This window comes from Lysinibacillus sp. fls2-241-R2A-57 (genome assembly GCF_030209535.1).
Taxonomy (GTDB): Bacteria; Bacillota; Bacilli; order Bacillales_A; family Planococcaceae; genus Lysinibacillus.
The window spans coordinates 1-11484 of the sequence record NZ_JARVRU010000223.1; the positions used below are offsets into that span (position 1 = coordinate 1).

Sequence of the window (11484 nt, forward strand, 5' to 3'; positions counted from 1 at the left end):
TATTATACTTTATAAACTCCCAATTCTCTGTGTCCATTATTTAGACTAACATCATTCTTGATTCAATAATGATGAGGACTTTTCAACAAAACGTTCAGAAAATATCGGTAAACCAACTATACCGCTTAAAAAATCACATTTCTCTAAGTCTTCTTCATTCATGCCTTCTTGAGCTATTCCTTTCAATTCAACATATTTCAAGAACTCCCCATCAATCGCATCTCGAACAAAATAATCAAATAATCTATCTGTATTTCCCTGAAATTCTATTAAAGTTGCTTCCTTTTTTAAAATAGTATTCACGTAGTAATACATCCATTTATCCACATCCCTTATATACTTCTATCTTAAGTAGACATTTTCGTTGCACTGAATTCAAAAGTTAGCAGCCTTCTGCACACTCAGACAGAATTGTATTCCCTTCCCATACAAAATGGTCTTCTTACTTATGTTTGTAATTTTTTTCATCCTGTGGAATCACTAAAACAATTAACTTTTAATTGAAAATAAAATTGGTGACGAACCTTTGTATTTCCTCAAGCTCGCCTTCTAGCAGTATCTTTTTCTTATCGCGGATTACCATTACATTACAATTTAAAATTGAAACGTGAACATATTCATTTTAGTAATTTTCAACTTCAATAAAAGAAGAAGAGTCTGTACATTCTTGTAAATTATAAAGTTCATGTGAAAAATTCCTTATTTTTTTTAATTCTTTAAATAACTCTTTTCCTTGTTCTTCGATATACAATTTCCCACGTAATGGATTTTCTCGCAATTGATATAAACGTCTTCCAACATAATATGCTTCTAATTGGTCTAATTTTTGTTGATCATGAACATCAAATTTATTAATCAAGATAGTGGAGTTAGGATAACAATATTTAGATTGATTAAATTTTCCCATTGCTCAAACCCAAGATTTTCATTGCCATTTCTTCGCTTTGGAGTGCTGTAATCTCCCCTTTAGCTTCTTTCAAGATGAGCTCCTCCAATTCTGGTAACAGTTCTAAGCCTTCAAATGCCAAGACAGCCTTTACTTCCTCCAGATTTTCCTCATGAGTTTTTTTTCTCATTTCTACCCACTCCCTCTACATTTTAAAATTTTTGTTCATAATTTACTCATTCTAATCCATTAATTAAAACTTCTTACATTAGATATCGATAAGTATAACTCCTTCACATCCGGGTCTGTTTCAAGCTCGAACTTTTCTTTTATTTCAGATAATTTATAAAAATTCTCCATTTCCATCATATTGTTAAGTAGAAAAATTTAATAACTTAAACTGTATACACAATTGGATAAAAAAGAATATTTCCCACCCTTTTTTATTTAACGAGAGTGGTCTCTTTTCTTCTCTTTAGATTGGTCCTGCTGCGCTTTAATTTTAGTATCAATCTCTTTAACACCTTTTAAAGAAAAAATATCTTCAGATGTTGATTTAGCTTGTTCGTTTTTTTCTTTAACGCTTATCCTTCCTTATCGCCACTCTCCATAGCGTCCTTAACAATTCTATTCAAATGTGAAAAGTCAGAGTATTCCCCGATGCTCGCCATAACAAGTGCATTTCGAGTAAATGAAGCATTTTCAGCGAATAAATTTTGATTTAAAAATATATTTTGAGTAGCCGCATATTGTACACAAAATTCTGTTACAGTTCGCGTATTACCTTCCCGGAAAGGGTGTACCTGCCATAATGTAGCCATGTTTTTTGAAAATGCTTCGGCTTTCTGCTCATATGTATCTAAATTACGCCAATTCACATTTTTCAATTCGTCAATGGCTGCTTTAGCTTCAGCAGGAATTTGTTTATGATGACAATATCGAACACTCAAACCTGAAAGTACGGATTCAGCTTTTTCTATATCCATCAAACGAGGCTGTCCGGCCCACTCATAGACATCACCCAAAATGTGCTTGTGTAAATCCATTAAATGCTTATAATCAAAGTCCCCTTTAACATCAAGAATGGAATGGAGTTTAGCTTTTGAGATAGCAGTTTCAGCCATGTCTAATTTTTCTTGAGTAGTAATATTTAATTTGTTTTTCAATACAAAACTATTTGGTATTAAGTACGGATCCTTCATAAATATCACGCTCCCTAATAATGAATTTCAAAAAAGCTCTGAAATTAATCATTCAGAGCTTTAGGGGGTTCTTTGTATTTATCAATCAATATTTGTGTTACTTCCTCAATTTCCAATTCACCGTCAATATGTCGTTGAAACAATAATTGATCTTCAGGCGCTACTGGTTTAGCTCCTAAGCTGTTAATCGCTTCCGCTCGCGCAGATCTTTCTGCGCGTTCTTCTCTAGTTGTATTAGCAATGCTATATTTACCCATATTTTATCCTCCTCTTTTTCATTATGTTTTTTGAATTTCCTCTTTAATTTACAAACATTTAAAGTGATTGTTCTCGCTTTTTATCTTTGGCTTGATCCTGCTGTTGGCCTTTGATATTGGTATCAATTTCTTTTACGCCCTCAAAGAGAAAATACTTTGTTGGCCTTGTTATTTAAGTTCTTTCTGCCAATTTGAAAGTTCAGGTAGTTGGTGATTATTTTGCTTGGTCAGATTAATAATATTATTAATTTTATTAACTAAGACATCTCTAGGTAATTCCTGATTTAAAGCTTCATTAACAACCTGTTTTGGGCTAATAGACGGCGTTTCAGCACTAGAATAAACCTTAGTTCCTTCCCTTGTAAAAAGACTAATATCGGTGAAAATATCACCTTTAAAAAGGGTATCAAGATTATTAGGTAAATTAGAAACTACCGTATCGTGAATAGCCTTATCCGTTGATCTTGCCGTTTGTGGTTCTTTTAAATACATTGCTTCATATCTCTCCAGCGTACCTAAATAAGATAAATCTTTCGATACGGCCATAACATAAAGGCTTACTTCATATCCTTTTTCTTTTAAGTCTGTAGCAGTCTTTATTGGCGTTTCAACGGTTCTCAAAGTACCCTCAATAGTTAAGTTATAACCTTGGTTACTAAAATATTCAATTAAGGCTTCAGTCATTTTATTTGAAAAAGGAGTAACATGTTCTACATAATTCTTACCGTATTTCCCAACGAGTAAATCAAAGTTCGGGTGCGAAGGTTTAAACGTATCATTATCAATAGTAATAACATTTTCGTTTAATTTGTCTTTAATAATATCATGTAACGAACTTTTCCCTGCACCTGGTTGCCCACCTAAAATAAACACAACAGGATTTTTTTGTACCGTTTTTTTTCTGCTTAATCGTTGTAAATGTTGTTGTAAACGCACTTGAAACTGATCTTCAGAAAAATAAGCTAAGTCTAATTTATTCATGCTAATTTTCCCTTTGTTATTTCTTTAATATAGCTATTCATATTGGTCCAATAGCCATCTAATACTTCTAATTCTTCAAATGACAATTTAAATAAATTTATATCTAGCATTTCAACAAACTGGTCTAATAAGACGTTATAAGGATTATTTTTATCCTGTTGATCCATACCATTATTCAAAACAAAGTTTAACAAACGATTATAGACACCATTAGCAAATTCATTTAATATTTCGATTTTGAAAGTTTTTTCGTAGTTTAAAGGCTTTTCCATTTTCAACACTCCCTTCTTTTAATGAAACCACCAGGTACTCAACTATTCATATGGTCTATATTTCTTCCGGAGTAATTCGAGTTCGTCTTTTTTCTCCAGTAGCATGCTTTTTAAGAACATTTTAGGTTGTTCTTTAGCAACTACTAATTTTCCATCTTTCACTAATTGTCCTAGCCGGGCCGTTGATATTTCTAATATTGAAGCTGCTTCAGCTCCAGACAATAATTCTTCATTTAAAAATTCAAGAAGTTCTTCAGTTGATGCAAATTTATATTCCACAATTTCACCTCACTTTAATTATAAACATAAGTCTTGCAGCGTGGATTAAAATTGTGATCCCATACAGGGTTAGTAATACATTGCCAAAGACTGAACGATCTTGAAAATCAACATACTTCAGTATTATAACTGTACTAGCAAACAGCAAGGCTATATTTACATAACCAAATTTTTCGAATACCTTTTTCATATATACAAATAAGTGGATGTGTTATAATTTTGTTAAAGAAGGAGGGTTAACCTCCTTCCCGAAATATTAGCGACGATTCTTCTTAGCCGGGGAACGTCGCTTTTTCTTTTTTCCTTGTTTCATGTCGTGAATGTCTTTAAAGCCTGATGTGAAGGCTTTAAATGCTGTAGCAACAAGTGCGACAAGCGCAAGGACTTTTTCAAATTCATCCACTTATATTCACCTTTATATCCTTATTATACAATATCTATTTATAATCATAAATAGATATTGTATATTTTTTACTTTTTTTCATTTTTTATCTTTTCCTATAGAAGCGAAATCAGTCCCCAAAAGGGATTATATCGGAATAATGTAACCTTGAGAAATAACCTCCTGACCTAATTTTTCATTTTGTTTTATTATTCATTGAGCGTGATTTGAAATATTTGTTGTTCTTTTATACCTACTGTCAAATAAACCCCATCATCACCATAAGCAATTTGAATAATCGGAACATCAAAATTTTCCTCAAAAATCAAAGAAAATGAAACAATATGTAGATGCTTAAATTCGTTAACATCTGTATTAAAACGCAATTTCTCTTCAACTAGCCCCTTCAGCGTATCAACACTTTCTTCTAACCAAAGTAAGTTATCTTGGATTAAAGGAAAAACTGAATTAAAATGAGCATCTGTACATGCTTCTTTAAAAGTAACAACAGAGCTATAAGCGATTTCACCTAGGTTATAAATAAATCTAAAAAGATTTTCACCAATTCGGTTAAAATCGTTAATTGCAATCATACTTCTAATCACCTTCTGTTAACATTTAAAAATTATTCAATCCCATCTTTTCACAAATTTACTCCTGACATTTTCTGAGTTCAGCAACCCCGTCGAATAATTTTCAATTCAACCAAATAGTCTGAAACCAAAACTATTTCACCATAGATAAGTAAATACAAAAAAACATGTAAAACCGCTTATTACAGCTTCTTTATATGTGCATTAGATAAAATTATCTCTGCTGTTATTTGTACTTAAAGTTTTAAATAACGGAAATTAAAATCAATACTATCGCCATCTAGCAAATTTGCTTTATACTCTATTTCTTTCTTAGAACAATCAAAAGTAACTTCTGTGTACAATTTTTGGATATCAATTATCTCATTTAATAAATAGTCATTGAAATCTTTATATACTTTAGTCCTTTTAATGGGATCATGTGAAAACAAATATACCTGTGCAGTGTCCCTTTTAAAGCATATAGGATCATTGCTAGGACTTTCAGAAAAAACAATATATTTATCTGTTTCTTGCTGTTTAAAATTTAATGATACAAACTCCCAAACAGAATTGGTCAATACTTCCCACTCATTAATTTTTTTAAGGTTGTACATGAAATCAGAACTTTCAATACCACCAAAATTTAAGAAATATTCTTTCGTTTGAAAAGGAATTATCCAATCTAGATATCGCTCTGTTTTTTGAAAAATTTGTTCATCTTCTAACGAAATCACTTCTACATCACGATCCTCAAGAAAGGATGACAGATTTTCAATCCAATTGTCTTCCCCTATCTGTCTAATTGGTAATATTGGTTCTCTATTTATTTTTTCTGACATAATGCTCCGCCTCCCCATTCGTTTCTTTCGCCTTAGTCGTCCGGATGATAAAATTTATGATACTTCGAATGATCTTTCTTCCTAATTCATAGATTTATTGCCGTTTTAAATTAAAGTATAAATATTGGGGTAATACGGAACTGGTCACAAATATAAGCATACTACAACTTTTCTGGACAATTATCCAAGAAAATCAGTTTTTAAATCTATACTTGTAGATCCGTTATATAGTATTAAAAAACGGCAATAAACCCTAATCCATGGATTTATTGCCGTTTTAAATCAAACTTCAAATCATTTAGAAATGTAAAGATTTGTTGCAAGTACAGGCACTCTACATTAATTAACAAACTGCTTAATATGAAAAATATTAGAACTCAAAGACAAGGTACGTATTCCCTCTTCCGAAATGAAAATATTATCCGAATCTGATATCAATAATTCGCCTGAGAGAAATTTAATATTATATTAAATTCAATCTAATTCAGCCCGAGAAAATAAATCTGTGATGGAAGAATCATCTTCACATATATTTTTAAATGAAATAGCAAACTTCTCTAATGCTTTTTTATCAGAAGAATACGCACAAAACATATCGGCTTCGGGATCAAAATTGACAATACCTTTTAATTCGGGCATTTTTTCTTCAAGAAAAACTATTGCTAAAGAACTCCAATCATAGCCGTTCCCCTCAAATCCTTCATCAGATCGCGTATCAAAAAGCTCGTGCTTATAGTCGCCCACATTTAAACATAAGGACGCAGAACCTCCATCATGGTTCACCCAAAAAAACGGAGCGATTTTCTGTTTATCATCTACAAAATTCATCTTAATCCACCACCAAAAATAATTTTTTTACACCTCGAAACGTTGCAGCATACTTTAATGACCATATTCACTCAATTCATAAAATAACTCTTCAGCGTTTTCTTTAATTCCATTTCTATATTTTGAAGGGATTTTATGACCGCACCTAGTAAACCATGTGTCAAAAGTATTTTTCCATTCTGAACCCTATCTTTCTTAATACTTAAGTTTGCATCTGCTTTATACTTTCTAGAAAGCATCAACAAAATATCTAAATGAACTAACATAACCTGATATGGCTTCTCAGCTTTCTTCAACCACTCATTGCTTTCTTCAATTTTCTCAATTGCCAAATTAAAATAATGAGCATTTTCTAGTTCTGCCGCTTCATTACCGTCTGGTGCTTCACTGAAAATTTTCATAATTTCCTCCAATTTTTATTATATCTTACTTTTAAGATTGTTCACATATTTTTATCTATTAAATCTATTAATTTACAAATATCTCATAAACCTATTCAAAAGGTATATCTAATATTAGATCCGCTAAATCTTTTCTGGCTCAAGAATATATTTTATTTCTATCGCAGATTATACGTAATAACCCCCTGATTGCGGAAAATACTTCATTAACATTTCCTGTAGCGAGTTATGTAGTAATTCTACTTCCCATGAATCATGCCAAAAAATAAATATCTTTCCCTCTTTATTCATTAAAATGGGATTCCCTGTGCCATCATCTGAAATCACATAAGCATCTTTCAATTCTTGTGGAATCATATCTTCTCCACCTTTTCTAAATCGATGAGTAAGCTCGACTACAGTGGCTTTTCCCAATGAACTTCCGTTTTTAAATGCATGTATAGCAAATCCTGCACAAGCACCTCCAAATAATTTAATAAATTGAATATACTCTTCGTTAAACTTTACATTCAAAACTTGTTCAGCATTCAAAATTTCTTCGTCAGTAGCTGGTTCTCCTTTAAACTCTTTAAACTCACTTTTGTTTAAAAAAGATTCAATTCTTCTAATAAGATTTGCATCCACAGTCAACACCCTGCCTTCCACACTTTCCATATTAAGTAAATCATGAATAAGATATTAAAAAAAGCAATAAATCTTAATTAGTGGATTTATCGCCTCATTTAAATTCAAATCAATCTTTATCTACTGCATCACATGAAAGCCTTGTAGAAGTAACAACATTGCATGCATATCACCACTCATATTCCACCTAACTGTTGAAGGTATCTCATTATGAAACGCCTTTAACGTATGAGGCGTTGCGAATCAGGTATTTTTTCATTTTGAATTACGAATTGCAATACCTCATCCTCATCAAGTTTATACCCAGGTCTATCCTTTGGAATTTCAGCCAGTGGTGTTTGAAGCAACGGATGCTCTATATTAGGTGTGACTAGTCCCTCTTTTTCTCTTAGTAATTGAATACAATAATAATCGTAAGGAATACAGTCGAACGATAAAATTTCACTTGATTTGTCTGGTGTGTCGCTTAAACTATAGATGTGAAAATCACAAAGTTCATAAAGATATTCTCCAAAATTATTTGTATCGTTCCAACTGCGCATCAATTTTTGGTAGATATGATCTTCTGGTAAAATATTAAACAATTCAGGCATTTCTCCAGTTTTCCATTTGTGATATAGGCATGTCATGAAAACATGATGAGTCTTATTCTCAGAATAAAAATCTCGATCTTTCGTGAACATATTAGTTGCATATTTGTATGTTAGCTCTGCAAAATCTTCATAACCCCATAATAAAGAAAGCCCAATCAGCCCTCCTATTTCTCTGTCCGATACATTTCTTTCACTTGGATTGCTTTTAATCATTTGATTCAACCAAAAAAGTTGTTGCTCTAATAAAATCCATGCTGATGGTTCTCCATTTAGTATTCTATTTTTTGCATTCATTTCAAGGTGAACACCTATTAATAAGCCTAAGCTATCAGCTAAAAGATTTCGTTCATTTTTTTCAATTAAGTCCTTCATTTCCTGCATTCGATCATCTAGTATTTCTTTTACTTCTTCATCCGAAACCACTCTTTTTTTGTACTCTTTCATTACTCGATCAAAATACTTCCAATATTTGTTCGGACGCATTCTTCCACTCCCTTTTGAGTCCACTCTTCAGTGAGAAAATTGCTTATTAAAATCTATTTTGACACTAAGTAACCCTCGATTACTTTGTAAAATCTCATAGTTACTAAATTCTTCTTAACTAAGCTAACCCTTTAAACTTTTTAACCACCTAATATAGTAGCTGAACTGTTCTTCGATTTTTACAAACCTCAAACTATTGTCAAACTCAAATATGTCAACCACATCTTTTAATTTAGCTTGTTCTCCCCATTTTACTTTATATGCTAAACGTCCGGTAACCATCGATAGCTGCATTGTAGATGGATAAACATTTAACGCAGCCCCATTACACATAACCTGTATATGCTTATCCTCTAGATGATGTCGCAGGCTTTGAAGTGCTAGGAAAAAGTTTTCATGTTTGAAACTTATTGTGTCACCTAATAATAATAATTCTATTAAAACCATTTCTTCATCATCTGGAGATTCCTCATATAGTTTCATCATACCTTCAACTATTTTCCCGTCATCCATAGCAAGTTTTATAGTTTTACTTTCATAATTCAAAATATCACCTTTCCAATAATGGTTTAGGTATAAATTCGCCTGTAAGTGCCAATTTCCTTTTTTACATTACAGTCTACTTAAGTGTTGCCTGAAGGTGCTTGCAAAATTCTAAGAATGAAGGTGCTACAACGATTGCATCATCTGGGTCGTAACTTTTTTCGTAATCCATATATTTAATTTCCCCAGTTTGGATATCAATCCAAAAATCATTATCCGCATGATTATCAGCAAAAGGGATATGAAATAAAACAAAGTTCTCGAAGTCCTCAGAATAATCTATCCTTCTATCTCTTGCTCTTTCAATAGACATTGTGTAATAAGAATCCTCTTTATCTTCTATTAATGGAATATGAAAAAAACTCCCAATTTCTATCGAGATATGATCCTTGTTTGTTATTTCATAAAAATTATCAGGGTAAATATATGCCCCTTTAGTAAACACCCCTCCATTTTTAACAAGGTAAAACTCTATAAAATCCTTTTTTCCTGGAAATTCATCAGATATAATCTCATTTATTTTGGAAACCGATATTTCCTTCCAAGAATTCTCAAATGAAATATCGTTATTCAAAAAGACATTAGTGTTACCTTTAGAATTGCTGTTCATTAAAGTTCCACACCCTTCTTTTTTTAGTTCATCCTGTACCATTTTTAAAATAATCAGTGCCGCCGATATGTAAGTGTTTATAATACGAAATATATCGATATTATAAATTCGTGCAAAATTTTCCTATATAAGTTAATCCATTATAAAGTTTGTTTAGATCTGCTACATTTATTTCTGAATCCATATAATAAAACATAGCATTACTATTTTCTAATCCTCTTTTTTTACAAATGTCTTGTATTTCTAACAATGTCTCCTTTGATACCAATAATTCTTCCAATAATACACGAACATCTACAGTATTATCTTCCTTATAAACGCCAATACAGTCTTCATCGTACCATTTTTCGTTTATATCTAGACAAAATTGACACACTTTATAAAGAGGATCATCAATATCCATATCTAGATCGTCATAGTCTAATTCGAAGTACTTCTCAAAAGTTTCATCATCAACATTATTTACCCCTACCCAAACATGCACTTTAGACATATTCATTACTTTTACACTCTCTCTCATATATTTTCTATACTAGATACTCAGTTCCAATATTAAATTTGTATCCATTTGTAATATTAGCTACTAGAATGAAAGGTTGTCACATATAACAATATTTCCCATCTTCATAAGTCATTCATATGGTACTTTTTGTGTTTAGGTAATTAATAGATATTCATATCTTTGATTACCTTGATTAATGAAAATGTTTTGTATACACTTTTTTCGTTATAGATGTGATTTTTACTTTTCTCATTATAGTTAATCAGAAATTATTCCTTTCTTTTTCAGAAACAAGAACCAATCATCATCTTCAGAATTCGGGATAACTTCACTATATCCATATCCAAAAACATAATTTTTTAAAAAGAAATCTAATTCTCCAAAATAATTCATTAAAGTACCATCTTCATCCATATCAAATCTATAAACATTCCCATCAAATCTGTTCATTATTAATGGTTCATATAGAATTTGGCCTATTGATAACCATGATTCTTTTTCATCTTGTATATCTGAGAGAACATATTGATTTCTTTCTAATTCACTGTAACTCCATAGATCAATATCACCACAACGCATTCCGTTTGTTAAATTTAATAAGTCGTAATATTTTCCTAACTTTAAAGAATTAACTTTACTATCTCCCTCGATACCTTCATTTAATTTTCCAAAAACAATATTTGAAGGATCTTCTTTTAAACCTTTTTTTAAGCAATCAATAATTTTATTAATATCCTCGTTCATTAAAAATCAACCTCGCTTTTTATGACAGGTATTTAATATTTTTGTATGAGCTTCTACGTCTAAAACTATTATTACATTACACTATTTATTTTCTTTACTACTGTTTTTAGAACTGCAATTAACAGGACAATCACGCCATTAATCAGCAGAATGTACCCTATTTGCAAACCAAAAAATATTGCAAATGGATCATTAATTATTGCTATCGCTAATAAACTTCCTGCTCCACCAAATACTATAGCTAAACATAATATTGTTAAGGCAGCTAAATATATACTTTTCTTCTTAAAAAACACAAAAAATCCTATTATGTTTGCAATAATTATAAAAAGGAACATAAATATTTTGAAGAAATCCATTTTTCCATTCCACTCCTTTTTAAAAATTATTTGTACTTTTGTTAATCTCTATTTAAATATATAATAATTAGGCTCTTCACCAAAACGTGTGGTTGATTTCCGTTCCGACTGGGCGCTTTGTTGC

Annotated in this window: 20 protein-coding genes; all 20 read right to left on the bottom strand. The window is 31.2% G+C overall.

Going from position 1 to position 11484, the window contains the following annotated elements; translation table 11 throughout:
• Window positions 1-51: 51 nt before the first annotated feature.
• The 20 genes from QRN68_RS26260 to QRN68_RS26355 all read right to left on the bottom strand — a co-directional run bounded on the left by QRN68_RS26260 (window position 52) and on the right by QRN68_RS26355 (window position 11360).
• A complete protein-coding gene (locus QRN68_RS26260) occupies window positions 52-303 on the bottom strand; it encodes a hypothetical protein (RefSeq protein WP_285400363.1) in 252 nt (83 codons plus the stop codon).
• 319 nt (window positions 304-622) lie between these two features.
• The gene (locus QRN68_RS26265) at window positions 623-907 is read right to left on the bottom strand and encodes a hypothetical protein (RefSeq protein ID WP_285400364.1); all 285 of its coding nucleotides are present in this window, start codon (window positions 905-907) and stop codon (window positions 623-625) included.
• Window positions 894-1076: a hypothetical protein gene (locus QRN68_RS26270; protein ID WP_285400366.1), complete on the bottom strand. Its 183-nt coding sequence runs from the start codon at window positions 1074-1076 to the stop codon at window positions 894-896. Before QRN68_RS26270 ends, QRN68_RS26265 begins: the two co-directional genes overlap by 14 nt.
• Before the next feature lie 394 nt (window positions 1077-1470).
• Entirely contained in the window at window positions 1471-2052 is a 582-nt protein-coding gene (locus tag QRN68_RS26275; protein WP_285400367.1) for a Fic/DOC family protein, read from the bottom strand.
• An 80-nt stretch (window positions 2053-2132) separates the two neighbouring features.
• Window positions 2133-2345, bottom strand: a complete 213-nt coding sequence (locus tag QRN68_RS26280) for a hypothetical protein (protein ID WP_285400369.1) — start codon at window positions 2343-2345, stop codon at window positions 2133-2135.
• Between the two features lie 168 nt (window positions 2346-2513).
• Window positions 2514-3326 carry a zeta toxin family protein gene (locus QRN68_RS26285; RefSeq protein ID WP_285400371.1) on the bottom strand — a complete coding sequence of 271 codons (813 nt, stop codon included), beginning with the start codon at window positions 3324-3326 and terminating at the stop codon, window positions 2514-2516.
• Window positions 3323-3598, bottom strand: coding sequence for a hypothetical protein (locus QRN68_RS26290; RefSeq protein WP_285400373.1), 276 nt, complete (start codon window positions 3596-3598; stop codon window positions 3323-3325). The genes QRN68_RS26285 and QRN68_RS26290 overlap by 4 nt, the downstream gene beginning before the upstream one ends.
• Window positions 3599-3640: 42 nt before the next feature.
• Window positions 3641-3877 (bottom strand): DNA-binding protein, encoded by a 237-nt coding sequence (locus QRN68_RS26295; protein ID WP_285400375.1) that lies wholly within the window; start codon window positions 3875-3877, stop codon window positions 3641-3643.
• Between the two features lie 256 nt (window positions 3878-4133).
• The gene (locus tag QRN68_RS26300) at window positions 4134-4280 is read right to left on the bottom strand and encodes a hypothetical protein (RefSeq protein WP_285400376.1); all 147 of its coding nucleotides are present in this window, start codon (window positions 4278-4280) and stop codon (window positions 4134-4136) included.
• A 188-nt stretch (window positions 4281-4468) separates the two neighbouring features.
• Window positions 4469-4852, bottom strand: a complete 384-nt coding sequence (locus tag QRN68_RS26305; protein ID WP_285400377.1) for a hypothetical protein — start codon at window positions 4850-4852, stop codon at window positions 4469-4471.
• A 236-nt stretch (window positions 4853-5088) separates the two neighbouring features.
• Window positions 5089-5673 (bottom strand): SMI1/KNR4 family protein, encoded by a 585-nt coding sequence (locus tag QRN68_RS26310; RefSeq protein ID WP_285400378.1) that lies wholly within the window; start codon window positions 5671-5673, stop codon window positions 5089-5091.
• 474 nt (window positions 5674-6147) lie between these two features.
• Entirely contained in the window at window positions 6148-6501 is a 354-nt protein-coding gene (locus tag QRN68_RS26315) for an immunity 51 family protein (RefSeq protein ID WP_285400379.1), read from the bottom strand.
• 71 nt (window positions 6502-6572) lie between these two features.
• Complete coding sequence (locus QRN68_RS26320; RefSeq protein WP_285400380.1) at window positions 6573-6902, bottom strand: hypothetical protein; 330 nt, start codon at window positions 6900-6902, stop codon at window positions 6573-6575.
• Window positions 6903-7070: 168 nt separating this feature from the next.
• A complete protein-coding gene (locus QRN68_RS26325) occupies window positions 7071-7526 on the bottom strand; it encodes an SMI1/KNR4 family protein (protein ID WP_285400381.1) in 456 nt (151 codons plus the stop codon).
• 221 nt (window positions 7527-7747) lie between these two features.
• A complete protein-coding gene (locus QRN68_RS26330; RefSeq protein WP_285400382.1) occupies window positions 7748-8563 on the bottom strand; it encodes a hypothetical protein in 816 nt (271 codons plus the stop codon).
• A 162-nt stretch (window positions 8564-8725) separates the two neighbouring features.
• The gene (locus tag QRN68_RS26335) at window positions 8726-9148 is read right to left on the bottom strand and encodes a hypothetical protein (protein ID WP_285400383.1); all 423 of its coding nucleotides are present in this window, start codon (window positions 9146-9148) and stop codon (window positions 8726-8728) included.
• A 73-nt stretch (window positions 9149-9221) separates the two neighbouring features.
• A complete protein-coding gene (locus tag QRN68_RS26340; protein WP_285400384.1) occupies window positions 9222-9797 on the bottom strand; it encodes an SMI1/KNR4 family protein in 576 nt (191 codons plus the stop codon).
• Between the two features lie 58 nt (window positions 9798-9855).
• Window positions 9856-10254, bottom strand: a complete 399-nt coding sequence (locus QRN68_RS26345; RefSeq protein ID WP_285400385.1) for an immunity 22 family protein — start codon at window positions 10252-10254, stop codon at window positions 9856-9858.
• Window positions 10255-10515: 261 nt separating this feature from the next.
• Complete coding sequence (locus QRN68_RS26350) at window positions 10516-11001, bottom strand: hypothetical protein (protein ID WP_285400387.1); 486 nt, start codon at window positions 10999-11001, stop codon at window positions 10516-10518.
• A gap of 71 nt (window positions 11002-11072) precedes the next feature.
• On the bottom strand, window positions 11073-11360 hold the full coding sequence (locus QRN68_RS26355; protein ID WP_285400388.1) for a 3-isopropylmalate dehydrogenase: 288 nt from the start codon (window positions 11358-11360) through the stop codon (window positions 11073-11075).
• Window positions 11361-11484: the final 124 nt, after the last annotated feature.